Here is an 18,070-nt window from a genome sequence, read left to right on the forward strand (position 1 = left end):
GCGACCTGTCCGCACACGGTTCTCCATCGCAACCTCCTTCGCTGGGTGTTGCGACGAGTGATTGAATCCGCCCAGTACGCGGCGGCCTGTCCGCTCAACCACAACCGCATCGGCGTACTGGATCGCCCGGTCAAGCCGGGCGATGACACCGAGGGAGTGGGAGCCACTTCCAAACACCTCGCGCAACTGTCTCACTTTGCGACGCTTTTCCCGTTGGCCTTAAGCTTCGGAACGACTCTAGAACGAATCGCGGCCGAATCGCTGACTCCCCTGGGAGTCCTGTTACGTTCACGCAACATGTCGCGGCGCCCTGTGTTTCATCGCACTAGATGGAGTTTTGGGCCGCCGCACAAGCGACGTTTCGATGGCGGGTTCCTTAAAATTGGGGACAGCGCGGAGTCGAATCAGAATCGGGGAGGAGTCAAATGGATTCCCGGATCGGAGCCCCCAAACTCATTTTCGTGAAAACAACCCCATGCACAGTAGGCAAGTCGTTGATTTTCCACGACACCCCACCCTCCCCTGGAGGGTGGGGTGTCGGCGCACGTTGAGCGCAGCGAAATGGGCGGCGGGGTGGGGTGATCTCTCCACACGAACACTGCCCGAGGGGAGAGATCATCCCACCCCGCTCGCGCTTTGCGCGATCGACCCTCCCCCTCCAGGGGAGAGGGTTAAGTCACTGCGTCTTCGCGACGCGTGGCGGCTGGGCTGACGTGATGAAGCTGGTCGCCTCCAGCATCGCCGGCCCGAGCGGCGTCGGCACTTTCAGCCAGAACGGGACCAGGATGCGCGTGCCGGCGACGGGTGCAAACGCGATCTCGATGTTGCGCTGGGCGGCGAGGTATTTGATCACGGGGCGGTCGGGGATGTAGCCGGCCACGGGGACGAAATACAGCGAACAGACCACGACCGGGCCGTGATAGCCCTTCTCGGCCTTCACCGTCTCCATGCGCTTGAAATCGAGCTTCAGATCGTAGCGCATGCGGCCGTCGAACACGGGCGCCGAGTTGTGGCAGGCATCCGGCGTCACGGGATCGCCGGTGCCGGATACCCGCAGCAGCGAGGCCGTCATCGGGTCCCAGACGCCGCGGCGATGCGCCTCGGTGACGACGATGCGGTCGGGATCGACCGGCGGCTCCGGCACGATGCCGAACTCCTTCACATTGCCCTTGTCGAGCGTGATGCGGATCTCTTCGGTCTTCTTCGAGGTGGTGGTGGAGGCCTGGTAGCCGGTCGCAACCAGCGCGCCGTTGACCACCCGCCCTTGGCTGGCGCCGGTGCCCGACCCGCCCGCGAACGACTTCAGCAGCCCCGTGGTGCCGCCGGAGGCGGCCGCGGCGAACACGTCGTCCTGGATGTCGATGTTCCAGGCGCCCTTGCCGACGGGAATGCCGGCCAGCGTCGCCTCATATTGCGCCTCGAGCTTGCCTTGCGCGGCCGCCGGCTTCGCCTCCCACGCGAAGGCCAGCCCGCACAGGGCCGCCACGGCCAGCCGGGCCGCAGACCGCGGACGGACGATGCGCGGCATGGGCGCAAATCGGGGGGAAAGGGGCACGAAACGATCCAATCGGGGCGCGACGGTTGTTACTTAAGCCAAAAACCGCGGCACACAATGTGTCCGCGCGTAACAGGGGCGGAACTCCCCCTGATATGTCCGGTGCGAATACGCCCTTTATGTGATGGTAAGGGGTTTTAAACATTGCCGTTTTGGTGATCGGGCAAGCCGCGGGCGGCATCACCTCTCCCGCCTGCGGGAGAGGTCGCGCGCAGCGCGGGTGAGGGCTCTCTCCCCTCGGGGGCACCAACTGTGATAACGATTGTCCCATTGCGGAGGCACCCTCTCCCCAGCCCTCCCAGCGCGAGCGAAGCTCGTCGCGGCCCGCAAGCGGGGGAGGGGCGCAGCTTGCTCGGGCAGCGGCCAAAACCCCGCCCAAAACCTTGACGTCCCGCCGCTTCCCCCCTATACGTCCGCCCGCTCCCTGCAAGGACAGAGAATTTGCCCCCGTGGCGCCCCGAATGGCGGCCGCAAATCGTTGGGGGCTCAGATTGAGGATTTGTGACATGTCTCGCCGCTGCGAACTGACGGCCAAGGGCCCCCTCGTCGGCCACAAGGTCAGCCACTCCAACATCAAGACCAAGCGCCGCTTCCTGCCGAACCTCGTCAACGTGACGTTCATCAGCGAAGCCCTGGAGCGCAACGTGCGCCTGCGCGTCTCCACCAACGCGGTGAAGAGCGTCGACCACAATGGCGGCCTGGACGCCTTCCTGCTCAAGGCCAGCGCCGACGCCCTGTCGCCGCGCGCCCTCGAGCTGAAGCGCGCCATCCAGAAGAAGGTCGGCGTCACCGCGCCGGTCAAGAAGGCCAGCTAAGAATTTCAGAGTTGGGCGGGGGCTAGGTTGCGTCGCGTGGCGTAGGCTTAGCCAGTAAGAGTTTTGCGTTGCGGCCGGATCGGAAGATCCGGCCGTTTTTGTTTCCTGCCTCTCAAAGAATAACTATGGACGCGCAACGACCAAGCTCCTGTAGGATAAGCCTTTAAGACTACCCACGTAACTCTTCCTGCGCTTGTATTTCCGCTCTTCGAGCGTCTAAATTGCAGCGGATGAGGGAAATCGGCAGCGAGATTTCCTCAAGGGGGAGAGCTTTGGAATGGCGCTCACTGCGGTAGAAGCAGAGCTTCTGCTCATACAAAAATTCAAAAAATCACAGATCAATCTATTACAGAACGGCGTTCGCCTAGTTAGCTTGGCCGGAAGGCCAATTGATGACTTATTGAGAGATGCAAGTACCGCACGCTTCAAACTCGCAAAGCGCTTCCTGCAAAATGCGACCCGCTTAGCGCGGTATAAGCCGGTCTCTCACCGTGACGTAGTATCGCGTGCCTACTACTCTATCTATCATTCAGCGCGAGCGGTCTCCTTCCTTACCCAACCCGGCGACGATTTTGAAGCTCACGACAAAGTGCCAAGTGGGCTTCCATCAGACCTCCCCGACGTTGAGCGTTGGCGAAACAACATCAAAGATGCCCGATTGAAACGCAACGAAGCGGACTATGAACCCTTTATGACTTCTGATCCTCACTTCAGAGCCGCTAGCTCAACTATCTTAAAGATGGCTCAGGAGTTCGCTCAGGTCTCCGCCACATATCTGAGGGCGAAGGGATGCAATCTATGACTGAAGCCAACAGCGAAATCAGGCGGCAATTCCAGGACGTGGGAATTTTTCTTGTCTCCGCAGAAGTGCGCCGTTTCCCTGGCGAAACAATCTACGTCGTCGAAGTGGATCCTAACGACTTGGATTTGGCTGTGCGTGCAAGCAGCATGGTCGAGAGCAATTTAGGTCCGGGAAATCTGATCGTAGTAAGAGAAGCCAAGAGCTCTTCGAATGAAGCTAGAAGCGCCGTTCAGTCAGTCAACGACGAGAGGGTGAGCAAACTCATTGAACTTCTGAATGAGCGATCGCGGACCTCTGAACAACAGCCGAGCTTGGAGTACATTAAGGATGCAGCTGAGAACCTACGGGTAGCTCTGACGCGCCGGCACCACCTCCTCTTCGGCCGCCGCGGAGTCGGAAAAACTGCACTGCTGCTCGAGGTAAAGAAGCAAATCGAAAAATCGTCGGGCACCGTCCTCTGGATCAATATGCAAATTCTACGAGGCCTTGATGCAAACCGATCATTTCTCACGGTATTGACGCGAATCTGCGAGCTTCCAGAACAAATTCATCGCGAGCGACAATCCAAGCCGAGCAGCGTCTCGCACGCAGTTAAACTGAGTAATTCCGTACAGAAGTTATTGGATAGGAATTCACTTTCGAATGAAGCTGTCGCCCGACTGATTCCGGAAGCGCAACGGCTTATCAATTTTGTATGCGCGGAGACAGCGGCCGATCTGTTCATCTTTATTGATGACCTTCATTACCTGGAAATGAAGGAGCAACCGAAATTCCTCGACTCGCTTCATGGGATTACGCGAGACACTGCTGCATGGATCAAAGTTGCGGGCATTCGAAACCAGTGCCGAACATTCACCGACAATCCGCCGATTGGACTACAGAGTGGACATGACGCAGCGGAAATCCCGCTCGACATCACGTTGGAAGAGCCGAAAAAGGCACGATCCTTCCTAAGCAATGTTTTGCAGACATATCTGCACGCCGCCGGCATTTCCAATCGCACGGGCTTCATGTCTCAGGCTGCGCTTGATAGACTTGTATTAGCCGCAGGTGGTGTTCCCCGAGATTTTCTTACAGTAGCAGCAAGGTCTATTCAAATTACCCGACTCCGCGACAATGCTCGTCATGTCGGAGCGCAGGATGTGAATGAGGCTGCGGGTGAAGCAGGGAAGCAAAAGAGGAGTGACCTCGAAGAAGACGCGGCCTCATCCGCCGGTCAGGCTGCTATCCGGCTCCATGCCTTAGAGCGATTACGAAACTTCTGCATTGACGAGCACCACTACTCATTCTTCAGAGTTGGCCTCAGAGATAAGCACGAACATGCGGACGCATATCGACTGCTCCAAAGCTTGGTTGATCTGCGAATGATACACTTGGTCAAGTCAAGCCTTTCAGAGGCTCATGCGGCGGGCGAACGTTCGGAAGTTTACATGCTAGACTTGTCCGAGTATTCAGGCTCCCGACTAAAAAAACACCTCACGGTCATTGAGCTGAAGGGTGATATTCTGGTCCTGCGGAAGACCGGCAAAGACGGCAGGCAAGTCGACGCAAACACCCCAAGAAAGGTTGTACAAATCTTTCGGACGGGACCCGAACTTCCATTGAATATGTTCACTGAACTATTGGGATAAACGTCCATCCATTCCGCAAAACGACGTGGATCCATGAAACGATTGCTACGGAATGCTCTTACCAGTAGGTGACGAAGCCTACGAGAACATGCCCTCCCCCTACCCCCGAAAATCGATGCTCCGCAGCACGATCCCCGGCGGGGTGCCCTCGAACTCCGTCGCGCGGTACTTGCTCGCGGCGCGAGCTTCGATGCGGTCACGCAGGCGGGTGAACTGGGCTTCGCGCTGCTCGGGCCGCGCCTGCGGGCCGCGCTCGAGATAGTCCATCGCGGAGGTCGAGATCGCGCAGTGAATCTCCTTGGGCCCGTCCTGCATCAGGAACTGGACGATGCCGCGGTCCTGTTCGTAGCCGACAAAGCGGCTGCTCGTGAGGGTCATGGGTTGCTCCTGTTATGCGGTTGCGCCTGGCGCGGTCGCCGAGGGGTTTCGACGCCCGTGCGGGCTGCGAATTCTCCGACGTCGTCCTGGCCTGGTGCGCAATTGCGCACGGGAGCCAGGACCCATTACCCCGGTCGGAGTTCTGGAACCACGATGTGGCCACAGGCATCGCAACAACTCAATTCGGCGGCTATGGGTCCTGGCTTTCGCCAGGACGACAGCTGTTTTCAACGCGCGCGGCCTCACCGCAATGACACCGATGTTCACGCACGCGGCACCACGCACCGGAAGATGCCCGCCGCCGGCGCTCAGGTCTCCCCCGAGAGTCTTGCGAAATCGTCGAACAGCGCGGTCACCAGCGCGCGGTGGCGGGTGTCTTCGGTGGGGAGGCTGGCGGCATAGAGGTTGAGCAGATAGCGCGCCTTCACCGCGGCCTCGGCCCACGACGTCGCGGGCACCGTCATCAGGCGGTTCTCGAGATCAGCCTCGCGCTCGCGCAGCTCCCTGACATTGTTCTCGACCTCGGCCAGCGCGCGGCGCAGATCGGTGGCCTTCTGCGCCGCCATGCCGCGGTGGCTGTCGAGATCGACCGGAACGTCAGTCATTGGCGACGCTCGCGTCGATCGCCATCGCATCCGACAAATCGGGCGCGCGGATCGACAGCATCTCCACGGAGCCGAGCATGCCTTCCACGGGCACGATGATCGAGGTGCCGACGCGGCGCCAGGCCGAAAAGGTCTCGCTCTCGATCGTCTCCTCGTCGGCGATGACGTCATAGCTGCCTGCGGGCAGCAATCGCTCGATGCCGTGGATGCGGAACGAATGCCGGAACGTGACGGTTTCCCGTCGCGAACGGATGGTCATACATGCCTGCCTTGCTGCGAGGGGGCGCTGGCCGACGCCGGCTTGCTGCAACCATGCGCTCCCCGCGCGGCAATAGCCAGCACTATCGTCGCCGCGACGCGCACCGCAGCGCACGCGTCGCGGACGGCGAGACCGTAACCCCTCAGCCGGATCGCATCCTGCGATGCGATCCGACCTCTCCCTGTGGGAGAGGTGAACCGCGCGCGCGATCACGCCCGGTGCGCTCACGCGGCGTTTTAGTCCTCGCTATTGGCGAGGGGCAGGCGTAGGCTCGATCATCACCGCAATTCCTGCAACGGCATCGACCGGTGACTGAGGGTTCGTAGCGCTCCCGCCGATAGGCCCGTCATTCGAGCATGCTCTCGTCATGCTCTGGCAGGAGCGAGCGATGCCGCGGTTTCGCGTCTCGGAATGGATCGTTCCGCAAGGACACGTCGCGCTGCTGCTTCTGCTTCCGGTCTGCGCGGCGGTCATCTTCCATGGCTAGGACAATGCGCGTGCCCTATCTGGTCAGCGGCACCAACGAATATGGCTGCTCCAATCTCGGCCGCGGCAGCGCCACCGTCGCGCTGCGGCTGGCGCGCAAGCTGCTGCGCGAGGGCTACATGGACGTGCGCGTCTGCACGCCGCGCGGCCGCGTGCTGCAATCGGACGAACTGGACGAACTCAAACCCCCACAGGAGACCGACGCCATGGCCAAGGGACAGCAACGCGGCAATCGCGAAACCAAGAAGCCGAAGAAGGAAAAGGCCAAGATCATCGCCGCAGCCCCGAACCGCAAGGACGCGGCCTGGCAGCCGGATTTCGGGCCGGGGAAGAAGAAGTAGGGCGCAAGCAAAACGCCGGCGCGCGCTTACCCTGCCCTGGAGGGGGAGGATCGATCGCGCGCAGCGCGAGCGGGGTGGGGTGATCTCTCCGCACGGGCAGTGTTCAGCGTGGAGAGACCGTCACCCCACCCCGTCACGCAATCTCGCTTTGCTCGATCGCGTGCCGACCCACGGGCGAGCTACGCTCGTCCCGGACCCCTCCAGGGGAGGGTAAGAACACCATCGTCTCTTCATCGTCTCTTCGCTGTCGCGCTTTTCGGTTATACTCGCCCTGGTAGCATTGCCGGGAGGGGCTGACCTGTGGAGCACGCGCACAATTCCGAACCGAAGAATCTCGTCATCTGCTGTGACGGCACCGGCAACGAGATCAGCGAGAACATCTCCAACGTCCTGAAGCTGTACCGCTGCCTGCGCAAGACCGACAGGACGCAGCCGCGGCAGATGGTGTTCTACGATCCCGGCGTCGGCACGGTGACGGAGCCGACGACGTGGCACCGGCTCAAGGCCAACGTCAATCTGGTGCTGGGGCTCGCCACCGGCTACGGGCTCGATGACAACGTGCTCAGCGCCTATTGCTTCCTGGTCGAGCATTACGCGCCGGGCGACCGCATCTATCTGTTCGGCTTCTCGCGCGGCGCCTATACGGTGCGGGTGCTGGCGGGGCTGATCCACAAGATCGGGCTGATCTCGCCGGAGCAGGCCAACCTCGCAGGCTCGGGCCTCGTCGCCTACAAGCAATATTCCGGCACCGGGCGCGGCAACGACGTCGAGGATCTCAAGGACGTCGACGTCGACGAGAGCGGGCCGCTGCCGAAGGACGCGTTCGACCTCGCGGCGCAATTCGCGCGCATCACCTCGACGCGCTGGCCGACCATCCACTTCATCGGCGTCTGGGACACCGTGGCGAGCGTGATCGTGCCGCGGCGCGACAATTTCTTCTACGTGATCAGCCTGGAGGAGCTCGCCTTCACGCGGCGCAATCCGAGCGTCAAGATCTTCCGGCAGGCGATCGCGATCGACGAGCGGCGCCGCATGTTCCGCCTCAACAAATACGAGGAGCCGCAGGAGTTCTGGAGCAACCGCTACGTGCCCGACGAGAAGAAGGTGCCGCAGGACATTTTGCAGGTGTGGTTCGCCGGCGTGCACAGCGACGTCGGCGGCGGCTATCCGGAGGCCGAGAGCGGGGACTCGAAATATCCGCTGATCTGGATGATCGACGAGGCGGAGAAGGCCGGGCTGAATTTCAACCCGCGCACCGTGAACCAGCTCGCCTGGGGCATCCAGCGCAAGAACTCGCCGTTCCAGTACGTCGAGCCGGCCTACACCGGCAAGACCGGCGTGCTGCACGATTCGATGACGGCGGGCTGGCGGCTGCTGGAATATCTGCCGAAGAGCGCCAAGTACAAGGAATGGCCCGAGCGAAAGGTCTATTTCGGCTTCTACATCCCCGACTGCGAGCCGCGCCCCATCCCCGACGGCGCCCATGTGCACGAGAGCGTGGTGAAGCGGATGGCGGTGGAGCGGGAGTACCGGCCGGTGAACCTGCCGAAGACCTATGAGACGGTGCCGATGCCGGTGCCGCCGGGCACCGGTGCCGAGGCGGACAAGATCGCGGCCGGATGAGGCGGGGGCTGCGCTCGCAATGACGGTGGTTGAGGCAGGGGCGCGCCAAACGCGGCCCATCGCACCGCGACAACATGTCTCGCAGTGGCCCCGCCGGCGAGCGCAGAGATTGTGAACCGGTTCATGCGCACCCGCGCAACCCCGCGCCTATCCTCCCTGCACGACGTCCCCATCAGAAATGGCGGGATCGATCAGGGAGATTTTGCAATGACGAAGTCCATATTTTCCGTCGTGACGTTTCCGGTCGTGCTGGGCCTCGCAGCGGCCGCGCTGTCGTCCGCAACAGTGGGGGCCGCCAACGACAAGCACTATGGCGTGGTCTGCCTGCGGAACGACACAAGGGCCAACATCACCTACATGCGCAAGGTCGGTAACGGCGACTGGGAGACGCGCTTCCTGGCGCCGGGCGATGCGTGGAAGATCGCGCATCGCTACGACCGCTCGAACGAGAACTCGTCGCCGACGGTCCACGTCAAATACGACGCCGATGCCTCGGGCCGGAAGTTCACGCAGCTCAAGGACCTCGAGCGGCGCGCTGCCGTCGGCGACACCTGTCAGGAGGCGAACCTCTACGCCTTCCAATACGAGGCAGCCAACCGCAGCTTCATCGCGCTCAACCGGGTGCGATAGCAGGCGATCGGGCGAAGCGCGCCCCGAGCCAGCGGCGGAGCATCCCGCTACCGCGGCTTTCTGCATTCGCCGCTACTTTTCATTAAAATTCTCGTGCCGGCCTTAGCCGGATCGCATCATCTCCCGTCGATCATCGGAACCTACCACCGCCGCTATCCGCGGAATTGGAGGAGAGTGCCAATGCATCCGCGCCGACATGCCCGCGTCAAACCCGCCGGCCTGGTGTCCCGCCAGGCCAAGATCATCACCGACCCGCGCGCGCCCGTCATCCCCTGCACGCTGATCGACTATTCGCCCGGCGGGGCCTGCGTCGATCTCGGCGGCCAGGTCAGCATCCCCGAGCGGTTCGAGCTGCTGCACGTCAACACCAAGAAGCGCTGCCGCATCGCCTGGAAGCGCGGCACCCGGGTGGGCGTGGTGTTTTAAGCAAGAGTGAGCTGCGCTCTTACCCTCCCCTGGAGGGGGAGGGTAAGAGAAAAACCTACTTCCGCATCCTGGCCTTGGCGCCGGCGACGATCTGCATGGCGACGCCGGCGGTCCAGCCGAACAAGGCGAGCCAGGTCCAGGCGACGTGCGGCTCGAGCCGGAGCACGATGACGGCGACGGAGGCGAGCGCGGTGAGCGTGGCGCAGAGCGTGCCGGCGGAGCTCAGCAATTCCGCGGCGTCGATGCTGCTGTGCGCGGCGTCGAAGGGCAGCTGCGGCGTGTCGATGCCGAGATAGAAGCCGATGGCACCCAGACCCATCATCAGCAGCAGAAAGCCCTGCGTGGTGAGCGGGGCGATCGCCGAGCCGACATAGGCGCCGACGAACAGCCCGCACGCGGCCCCCGCCATCGCGAGGCCCACGCGCTCGAGCACGTGGGCTGCTTTACGAACACGAAAACGCATGACCGGCCTCCGCGAGGCATTGAACGCGGAGAGGTTAGGCCAGTTTCGCGGGAGGTGGAAGCTGAGGGATGTTACGGATGCGTGAGGGGTGGTGATCTTCATGGCCGCAGATTTCGCAGGGAACGCGACCTGAACGTGTGACGTACGCCTGTCTCCCCATCGTCATTGCGAGCGCAGCGAAGCAATCCAGAGTGTTTCCGCGGAGGGATTCTGGATTGCTTCGCTGCGCTCGCAATGACGGAGTGTGTGGCGCGAGCCTCGCACCACAGCTGCAACACGCGCGAAGCGCCTACCGCGCCCCGAACGTGGTCTTGCCGAACAGCGCCTTCTGCGTGGACGGCTGCGAGCGCCAGTATTGCGGTGGTGCTTCGACTTCGCCGCCGAGCTCGGCGGCGGCGTGCCAGCCCCAGCGCGGGTCGTAGAGCAGGCCGCGGGCGAGCGCGACCATGTCGGCCTTGCCGGATGCGACGATCTCTTCGGCCTGCTTCGCCTCGGTGATCAGGCCGACCGCGATGGTGGGCAATCCGGTCTCGCGGCGGATCGCGTCTGCGAACTGCACCTGATAGCCGGGGCCGAGCGGAATCTTCTGCAGCGGCGAGACGCCGCCGGAGGAGGCATCGATCCAGTCGACGCCGCGCGCCTTCAGCGCTTTGGCGAATGCGATGGTCTGCGCCAGATCCCAGCCGCCCTCGACCCAGTCGGTCGACGACACCCGCATGCCGACCGGCTTGTCGTGCGGGAACACGGCGCGCACCGCATCAAAGACCTCGAGCGGGAAGCGCATGCGGTTTTCGAGCGAGCCGCCATATTCGTCGGTGCGCTTGTTGGAGATCGGCGACAGGAACTGATGCATGAGATAGCCGTGCGCGCCGTGCAGCTCGATGGCGTCGATGCCGATGCGCTCCGCGCGCTTCGCAGCATCGACGAAGGCATCGCGGATGCGCTTGAGGCCCGCGGCATCGAGCGCGAGCGGTGCGGCCTCGCCCTCCTTGTGCGGCACCGCCGACGGCGCCACCGTCTGCCAGCCGCCCTCGCTGACCGGGATCAGCTGGCCGCCGTCCCAGGGCCGCGCGCTGGAGGCCTTGCGGCCGGCATGGGCGATCTGCATCGCGATCGCGGTGGAGGAATGTTTTCGCACGGAGGCGAGGATCTGCTTCAGCGCGGCCTCGGCGGCATCGCTGTACAGGCCGAGGCAGCCCGGCGTGATGCGGCCGATCGCTTCGACATGGGTCGCCTCGATGCAGAACATCGCCGCGCCCGACAGGCTGAGATTGTTGATGTGGGTGAAGTGCCAGTCGGTGGGAACGCCGTCCTCGGCCGAATACTGGCACATCGGCGACACCACGACGCGGTTCTTCAACGTCAGGCCGCGCAGCTTGATCGGGGAAAACAGGGCACTCATGCGGGGAGTTCCGGGGGAGGAAGGGAAAGCTGGCCGCGATGCTAGCGAGCCTCTTCCCTCTCCTCAAGCCGCCGGGCGCGCAACCCTCCCCTACGGCTTGATGCCAGCGGCCTTGATCAGCTCCAGATTGGCCGCCATCTCGCGCTTGACGAAGTCGTCCATCTCGGCCGGCTTCATCGGCATCGGTTCGATGCCGAGCTTTTTCAGGCTGGCCTGCATCGCCGGATTGGCCAATACCCTCTCGCCCGCAGCGTGCAACTTTTCGACGATCTCGCGCGACGTCTTCGCGGGCACGAACACGCCGAACCAGATCTCGCTGTCGGCGTCCTTCAATCCGATCTCGACCGGCGTCGGCACGTCGGGCAGATCGGCGACGCGCTTGGCCGTCGAGACCACCAGCGCGCGGACCTGGCCCTCGCGGATCAGCGGCAGCGCTGTGGCCAGCGGACAGAAATAAAGATCGATCCGTCCGCCGAGAATGTCGGCGATCACTTCCGGGCCGGCGCGATACGGCACATGCGTGGCCTCGATCCCGGCGGCATAGCGGAATTTTTCGCTCGATATATGCACGGCGCTGCCGATGCCGACCGAGCCGAACGAAATCGAGCCGGGTTTTGCCCTGGCGTCGGCGATGAAGTCCTGGATGGTTTTCCAGGGCCGCTCCTTCGGCACGATCATCACATTGGCGCCGGATCCGATCATCAGCACCGAAGCGAGGTCACGGGCGGGGTCGAAGGTCGCGCTCGGAAAAATCGCGGGCGCGATGGTCAGCGCCGATGACTGGGCGAGAAGGCTGTAACCATCGGGATCGGATTTGGCGACCAGCGCCGAACCGACCAGGCCGCCGCCGCCGGCGCGGTTTTCGATCACGATCGATTGACCGAGCTCAGCGGCGAGACGCTCGAACACCAGCCTTGGCACCACATCGGCCGCGCTGCCCGCACCGAACGGTATGGTTGCCTTGATCAGCCGCGTCGGCCAGCCTTGTGCCTGTGCTGCAGCGGCTATCCAGAAGCCGACAAGGACGCAAAACACCCGAAGAAACCTGTTCATCGAGAACTCCGTTTCAATCACCCGGAGCGCTGCAAGAACCGTTCCGTGCGGCCTGTTACTCCACCAGCGTGAACTGCAGCAGCAGCGTGCGCTGGAGCAGCGAGAAATTGTCGTCCGAGACCAGCGTCAGCACGGTCTCGCCCTCGGGCGTGACGTGGACGTCGATGCCTTCCATGTTGTCGATCTCCTGGCCGAGATCGGCCTTGAACAAGGCAGGGCCGTCGACCACCGCGCCCGGCGCGATGGATTTCAGGGGAATCGCGCGGATGCGGATGTCGACGCCGGTGAACCAGGAGAATTTGCGTTCGAGAATGAGCAGCTCGCCCGAGGGCAGGAGCACCGCGTCGCTGATGTCGAACGTCTCGGTGCGGCGGACGCTGAACTGGCCGGGCGTGGGACCGCCGATCAGGAAGGCGACCAGATTGCCGTCGGCGTCCAGCCCGCGCTCGGAGAACGCGATCAGCGTGCCGGCGAGAGGCTGGCTCTTGTCCCTGGGGACGAAGACCAGCGCCTCGAGCCCCTTGTTGTATGGCAGCTTGCGCAACGCGGGCGGCACCTGGATCACCTCGCCGCGGGCGCGCGTGCCGCCTTTCGAGAAATCGTAGCGCAGGATCTGGTTGACGCGCTCGAGCCCGACATAGACGACATGACCGTCGCGCGTCAGCGATTCCGAATCCCACCACAGGCGCTTTTCCGTGATCGGCCGCCCCTCCGCATTGAGCAGCGGCGCCGCCTCGACGTCGTCGAGCCCGGCCATCCTGCCGCCGGAATAGCGGATGCTGCCTGTGAACCAGCCGCCCTGGTCGGAGATCGCGAGAAAGCGCTCCCCCCTGGCATCGAGCCGGATGCCGGACAGGCCGCCGAAGCCGCGATAGGGCGAGGTCAGCACCAGGCCGCTGCGAAACTCCAGCGAGCCGAAGCGCGTGCGCGAACGGTCGCGCGGCTCGAAATTCGGGATCAGCCGCGCGTTGACCTCGATGCTGACGGGATCGGTGACGGCGCGCTCGACCTGGAGCGGGCGCGGCGGCGGCTCGGTCGCCCCTTGCGCCTGCGCGAGACGCGACAATGCGAGAGTGGAAAATCCCGCCGCCGCGTGGCCAAGAAGACTGCCAAGAAAGCTGCGGCGGGATCGAAGCGTGCTCACGAATGCAGTTTGCGGCGCGGACGGCTTGCCGAGGGCTGCGGTGCGGCCGCCGTCTCGCTGAACAGCTCGGCTAGCTTCTCGGTGATGGCGCCGCCGAGCTCCTCGGCGTCCACGATCGTCACCGCGCGGCGATAGTAGCGCGTGACGTCATGGCCGATGCCGATCGCGATCAGCTCGACCGGCGAGCGGGTCTCGATCTCCTCGATGATGTGGCGCAGGTGCCGCTCGAGATAGTTGCCCGGATTGACCGACAGCGTGGAATCGTCGACCGGCGCGCCGTCCGAGATCATCATCAGGATCTTGCGCTGCTCGGGCCGGCCGAGCAGGCGCTTGTGCGCCCAGTCCAGCGCCTCGCCGTCGATGTTCTCCTTCAGCAGCCCCTCGCGCATCATCAGGCCGAGATTTTTTCGCGCACGACGCCACGGGGCGTCGGCGGATTTATAGATGATGTGGCGGAGATCGTTGAGACGGCCGGGGTTGGCCGGCTTGCCGGCGGCAAGCCACGCCTCGCGCGATTGCCCGCCCTTCCAGGCGCGCGTGGTGAAGCCGAGAATCTCGACCTTGACGCCGCAACGCTCCAGCGTGCGGGCCAGAATGTCGGCGCAGGTCGCCGCCACCGTGATCGGGCGGCCGCGCATCGAGCCGGAATTGTCGAGCAGCAGCGTCACCACGGTGTCGCGGAACGTCGCCTCCTTCTCGTGCATGAAGGACAGCGGGTGATAGGGATCGGTCACGACGCGCGACAGCCGCGCGGGGTCCAGAATGCCCTCTTCGAGATCGAACTCCCAGGCGCGGTTCTGCTGCGCCATCAGCTTGCGCTGCAGCCGGTTGGCGAGGCGGGCGACGATGCCTTGCAGATGCGCGAGCTGCTTGTCGAGATAGGCGCGCAGGCGCTCCAGCTCGTCATGGTCGCAGAGGTCTTCGGCGGCGATCACCTCGTCGAACTTGGGTGCGAAGGCGTGATATTCCGGCCCGCGCGGCTCGTTCTTGCCGTGCGAATTCGGACGGGTCGCCTCGCCCGGCGTCTCGTCGTCGCCGAGCTCGCCGTCGTCGAAAGTATCCGAGGTCGAGGCCTGCGCGCTCTCCATCGCGCTCTCGCTCATCTCCTCGCTCGACGCCTGCGCCTGGTCGGCGCTCATTTCCTGGGCGGAATCGGAATCGGGCGAGCCTTCCGCGCCGGACTGGTCGTTGTCGCCGTCGCGATTTTCCTCGTTGTCGTCGTTCTCTTCGCTGTCGGCGTTGCGCTCGTCGCCGAGCTCGAGCGCGGACAACAGGTCATGCACGGCGTCGCCGAACCGGGTCTGGTCCTCGACCACGCCGTCGAGCCGGTCGAGCCGCTTGCCGATCTTGTCCTCGAGAATCGGCCGCCAGAGATCGACCATCTTCTTCGCAGCCGTCGGCGGCGCCATGCCGGTCAGGCGTTCGCGCACCAGCATCGCCAGCGCGTCGGCCAGCGGCGCGTCGGCGCGGTCGGTGATCTCGTCGAACTTGCCGCGATGGAAATGGTCGTCGAGCATCGCCGTGAGGTTTTTCGCAACGCCCGCCATGCGGCGCGCGCCGATCGCCTCGACGCGGGCCTGCTCCACCGCCTCGAACACGCCGCGCGCCTGCGGATTGCCGGGCATCAGCTTGCGATGCAGTTTTGCGTCGTGACAGGCGATCTTGAGCGCGATGGAATCGGCGTGGCCGCGCACGATCGCGGCGTCACGCTTTGTCATTTTCCGCGCCGGCTCGGGCAACCGCGCCTTGCCGGGCGCAAGGCCCGGGCGCTCGGCGGCGAAGCTGACGTCGAGCTCCGGCGACTTTGCGATCGCCTTGAGACAGGAAGCGACCGAGCGCTTGAACGGCTCGGTCGGCGCTTCCTTGGTGTTACGGAATTTGGAGTTGGATGATGATGTGCTCATAGCGACTTCGTAAACGAATGGCGCGTCACGCCGCCGGGATAGCCCTTGACGGTGCCGAATTCCTCGTACCCTTGGGAACGATAGAAGCCCGGCGCCTGGAAACTCATCGTGTCGACATGGGCCTGAACCGCGCCCAGCCGTCTTGCCTCGTCCTCGATCGCCGCAATCAGCTTCGTCCCATGCCCCTTGCCGCGCTGCTTCTGGTCGATCCAGAAATACTGGATGAACAGAACCGTGGCCCAGAGGTACCCGACGATGCCGCCGACGATCTTGCCGCGGTCCTTCAGCGAGACCGCGATGCCCTTGAACTTCTGCTTCCCGATGTGCTCGTCGTTAAAGGCGCCGAGCCCGGCGAGCACAGCCTTCTTGGTCGTCCCAATAGTGCGCTCGACGGTGATGGTGGCCATTGTCCGGCTTACTTGGATCAGCTGAGCGCCACGTTGACCGCCGATTCCGGCAGCTCCGCGTTGAAGCAGCGCTGATAGAACTCGGCGACCAGGGGACGCTCGAGCTCGTCGCACTTGTTGAGGAAGGTGACGCGGAAGGCGAAGCCGATATCGCCGAAGATGTCGGCGTTCTCGGCCCAGGTGATCACCGTGCGCGGGCTCATCACCGTCGACAGATCGCCATTGGCGAAGGCGTTGCGGGTGAGATCGGCGAGGCGAACCATCTTGTTGACGATGTCGCGGCCTTCCTGGGTGCGATAGTGCTTGGCCTTGGCCAGCACGATCTCCACTTCCTCGTCATGGCTGAGATAGTTCAGCGTGGTGACGATCGACCAGCGGTCCATCTGGCCCTGGTTGATCTGCTGGGTGCCGTGATAGAGGCCCGAAGTGTCGCCGAGGCCGACCGTGTTGGCGGTCGCGAACAGGCGGAAGCTCGGATGCGGCTTGATCACCTTGTTCTGGTCGAGCAGCGTCAGGCGTCCGGAGACTTCCAGCACGCGCTGGATCACGAACATCACGTCCGGGCGGCCGGCGTCGTATTCGTCGAACACCAGCGCGACATTGTGCTGGAGCGCCCAGGGCAGGATGCCGTCGCGGAATTCGGTGACCTGCTTGCCGTCGCGGACCACGATCGAGTCCTTGCCGACGAGGTCGATACGGCTGATGTGGCTGTCGAGGTTGACGCGCACGCAGGGCCAGTTCAGGCGGGCGGCGACCTGCTCGATATGGGTGGATTTGCCGGTACCGTGATAGCCGGTCACCATCACGCGGCGGTTGCGGGCAAAACCGGCGAGAATGGCGAGCGTGGTGGCGCGGTCGAAGCGGTAGTCGGAATCGACTTCGGGCACATGAGGATCGACTTCGGAATAGGCCGGCACTTCGAGATCGCTGTCGATCCCGAACACCTGGCGGACCGACACCTTCATGTCGGGCAAACCGGAAACTTCCTCAACTTTGGACATGGCGGCGGTCGTCATCAATCCTCCGAGGCCCCGGGCGATCCCGAGACCAGTTATTTGCACGGTGGCTGCGGCTGGGTGCGTCTGCGAACCTATCAGAGAGAACGTGCGGGCAGAAGCCCGCCCCGCAATCAAAGTTCCATTGTCTTTTCATTTAGATAGGTGAGGAACGCAGTTTTTGGAGGGCTGCCTTGCGAATCACGCTCGGATTTTGGGCGGGGTGACGGGTGTGCCCGCGCGAATGGCACTTTTACCGTCGCCCCTTACTTATGTAGGGTCTGAGCCCGCGTGGCCCTCCCAACGTAGAGACGACGTGACGTCCTTCCTTGATCCCTTCATCGCCTTCGTCTCGGCCCATGCGTGGCTGGCTTACCTGACCCTGTTCCTGGCAGCGCTTCTGGAAGCCGTTCCGGTGGTGGGTTCGGTGATCCCGGGCTCGACCATCATCCTGGCGCTCAGCGCCCTTGTCCCGGGCGGGGAGCTGAAACTCGGCTGGGTGCTGCTGGCGGCAGCGACCGGGGCCGTGCTGGGCGACGGCTCGGCCTACTGGATCGGGCACCGGCAGCAGCGCGAGATCCTCAACACCTGGCCGCTGACCAACTATCCGCGCGTGGTCGCGGAAAGCGAAAGCTTCTTCCACCGCTTCGGCACCTGGGCCGTGTTCTTTGCCCGCTTCGTGCCGCCGATCCGGGCCTTCGTGCCCGTCACCGCCGGCGCGCTGGGGATGGCGCCGGCAAAATTCTATGCGGTGAACCTTCCGGCGATCCTGGTCTGGGCGCCCGCGCATGTGCTGCCGGGGGTGCTGGCGGTGTCGGCCCTGCACGAATATGCGGGGCTGCATCACCACGGGCATGTCGGCAAGCACATCTGGATGCTCAGCGTGGTTGGCGTGGCGATCGTTTTGGGGTTGGCAGTGTGGACCATCCGCCGCCGGAACGGAAGCCGTGTCGCGTCGGCCAAGCCGCTGGCCGATGACATGAGCTCAGGACTCTGAGCAACCTGGAAGACACGCCATGTCCGCATCACCGTCAGGATTGGACATGAGCCGTCTGCCCTGACGAGTCGGCTAAGGGGCCGATTCTGTTGAAAAAGGCGGCGGTTGCGACGCAGAGGGATCAGTGATTCAGTCTGTCTAATTGGCAGGACTG

The 18,070-nt window shown here is 63.6% G+C and carries 20 protein-coding genes; 9 read left to right on the plus strand and 11 right to left on the minus strand.

Annotated elements, in window-relative coordinates:
- Positions 1-465: hypothetical protein (locus AC1RUR_RS38120; RefSeq protein ID WP_492853280.1), on the plus strand; the 465-nt coding region annotated here is incomplete at its 5' end.
- Positions 466-676: 211 nt separating this feature from the next.
- Here AC1RUR_RS38120 and AC1RUR_RS38125 read toward each other — a convergent pair.
- Positions 677-1,528 (minus strand): DUF3108 domain-containing protein, encoded by an 852-nt coding sequence (locus tag AC1RUR_RS38125; RefSeq protein ID WP_492853282.1) that lies wholly within the window; start codon positions 1,526-1,528, stop codon positions 677-679.
- A gap of 533 nt (positions 1,529-2,061) precedes the next feature.
- Here AC1RUR_RS38125 and rpmB point away from each other — a divergent pair.
- From rpmB to AC1RUR_RS38140, 3 genes are all read left to right on the plus strand, one after another.
- Positions 2,062-2,370, plus strand: a complete 309-nt coding sequence (rpmB, locus tag AC1RUR_RS38130; protein WP_011082994.1) for a 50S ribosomal protein L28 — start codon at positions 2,062-2,064, stop codon at positions 2,368-2,370.
- Between the two features lie 277 nt (positions 2,371-2,647).
- A complete protein-coding gene (locus AC1RUR_RS38135; protein ID WP_492853284.1) occupies positions 2,648-3,172 on the plus strand; it encodes a hypothetical protein in 525 nt (174 codons plus the stop codon).
- A complete protein-coding gene (locus AC1RUR_RS38140) occupies positions 3,169-4,803 on the plus strand; it encodes an ATP-binding protein (protein ID WP_492853286.1) in 1,635 nt (544 codons plus the stop codon). The genes AC1RUR_RS38135 and AC1RUR_RS38140 overlap by 4 nt, the downstream gene beginning before the upstream one ends.
- 99 nt (positions 4,804-4,902) lie before the next feature.
- Here the strand turns inward: AC1RUR_RS38140 and AC1RUR_RS38145 are convergent, their stop codons facing one another.
- The 3 genes from AC1RUR_RS38145 to AC1RUR_RS38155 form a co-directional block, all read right to left on the minus strand.
- Positions 4,903-5,181, minus strand: coding sequence for a DUF1488 family protein (locus tag AC1RUR_RS38145; protein ID WP_492853287.1), 279 nt, complete (start codon positions 5,179-5,181; stop codon positions 4,903-4,905).
- Between the two features lie 308 nt (positions 5,182-5,489).
- Complete coding sequence (locus AC1RUR_RS38150) at positions 5,490-5,786, minus strand: hypothetical protein (protein ID WP_492853288.1); 297 nt, start codon at positions 5,784-5,786, stop codon at positions 5,490-5,492.
- A complete protein-coding gene (locus AC1RUR_RS38155) occupies positions 5,779-6,045 on the minus strand; it encodes a hypothetical protein (RefSeq protein WP_492853290.1) in 267 nt (88 codons plus the stop codon). Before AC1RUR_RS38155 ends, AC1RUR_RS38150 begins: the two co-directional genes overlap by 8 nt.
- 479 nt (positions 6,046-6,524) lie before the next feature.
- Between AC1RUR_RS38155 and AC1RUR_RS38160 the strand changes: the two genes are divergently transcribed.
- The 4 genes from AC1RUR_RS38160 to AC1RUR_RS38175 all read left to right on the plus strand — a co-directional run bounded on the left by AC1RUR_RS38160 (position 6,525) and on the right by AC1RUR_RS38175 (position 9,551).
- A complete protein-coding gene (locus AC1RUR_RS38160; protein WP_492853291.1) occupies positions 6,525-6,872 on the plus strand; it encodes a hypothetical protein in 348 nt (115 codons plus the stop codon).
- Positions 6,873-7,172: 300 nt separating this feature from the next.
- Positions 7,173-8,495 carry a T6SS phospholipase effector Tle1-like catalytic domain-containing protein gene (locus AC1RUR_RS38165; RefSeq protein ID WP_492853293.1) on the plus strand — a complete coding sequence of 441 codons (1,323 nt, stop codon included), beginning with the start codon at positions 7,173-7,175 and terminating at the stop codon, positions 8,493-8,495.
- Between the two features lie 207 nt (positions 8,496-8,702).
- Positions 8,703-9,125: a hypothetical protein gene (locus AC1RUR_RS38170; protein ID WP_492853294.1), complete on the plus strand. Its 423-nt coding sequence runs from the start codon at positions 8,703-8,705 to the stop codon at positions 9,123-9,125.
- 180 nt (positions 9,126-9,305) lie between these two features.
- A complete protein-coding gene (locus tag AC1RUR_RS38175; RefSeq protein ID WP_492853296.1) occupies positions 9,306-9,551 on the plus strand; it encodes a PilZ domain-containing protein in 246 nt (81 codons plus the stop codon).
- Positions 9,552-9,606: 55 nt separating this feature from the next.
- Here AC1RUR_RS38175 and AC1RUR_RS38180 read toward each other — a convergent pair whose 3' ends face one another.
- The 7 genes from AC1RUR_RS38180 to cobS form a co-directional block, all read right to left on the minus strand.
- Positions 9,607-10,014, minus strand: coding sequence for a hypothetical protein (locus AC1RUR_RS38180; protein ID WP_492853298.1), 408 nt, complete (start codon positions 10,012-10,014; stop codon positions 9,607-9,609).
- Positions 10,015-10,303: 289 nt separating this feature from the next.
- On the minus strand, positions 10,304-11,416 hold the full coding sequence (locus tag AC1RUR_RS38185; RefSeq protein ID WP_492853299.1) for an NADH:flavin oxidoreductase/NADH oxidase: 1,113 nt from the start codon (positions 11,414-11,416) through the stop codon (positions 10,304-10,306).
- Positions 11,417-11,506: 90 nt separating this feature from the next.
- Positions 11,507-12,469, minus strand: a complete 963-nt coding sequence (locus tag AC1RUR_RS38190) for a Bug family tripartite tricarboxylate transporter substrate binding protein (protein WP_492853301.1) — start codon at positions 12,467-12,469, stop codon at positions 11,507-11,509.
- Between the two features lie 55 nt (positions 12,470-12,524).
- Positions 12,525-13,613, minus strand: a complete 1,089-nt coding sequence (locus AC1RUR_RS38195) for an esterase-like activity of phytase family protein (protein WP_492853302.1) — start codon at positions 13,611-13,613, stop codon at positions 12,525-12,527.
- Entirely contained in the window at positions 13,610-15,517 is a 1,908-nt protein-coding gene (cobT, locus tag AC1RUR_RS38200) for a cobaltochelatase subunit CobT (protein WP_492853304.1), read from the minus strand. The genes AC1RUR_RS38195 and cobT overlap by 4 nt, the downstream gene beginning before the upstream one ends.
- A complete protein-coding gene (locus tag AC1RUR_RS38205; RefSeq protein WP_492853305.1) occupies positions 15,514-15,924 on the minus strand; it encodes a GNAT family N-acetyltransferase in 411 nt (136 codons plus the stop codon). The genes cobT and AC1RUR_RS38205 overlap by 4 nt, the downstream gene beginning before the upstream one ends.
- Before the next feature lie 17 nt (positions 15,925-15,941).
- Positions 15,942-16,925 carry a cobaltochelatase subunit CobS gene (cobS, locus tag AC1RUR_RS38210; protein WP_370139181.1) on the minus strand — a complete coding sequence of 328 codons (984 nt, stop codon included), beginning with the start codon at positions 16,923-16,925 and terminating at the stop codon, positions 15,942-15,944.
- A 310-nt stretch (positions 16,926-17,235) separates the two neighbouring features.
- On the opposite strand from cobS, the gene AC1RUR_RS38215 reads away from it, so the two are divergent.
- Entirely contained in the window at positions 17,236-17,916 is a 681-nt protein-coding gene (locus tag AC1RUR_RS38215) for a DedA family protein (RefSeq protein ID WP_492853308.1), read from the plus strand.
- Positions 17,917-18,070 lie beyond the last annotated feature (154 nt).

This window comes from Bradyrhizobium sp. GW821-FHT12B03 (genome assembly GCF_058807535.1).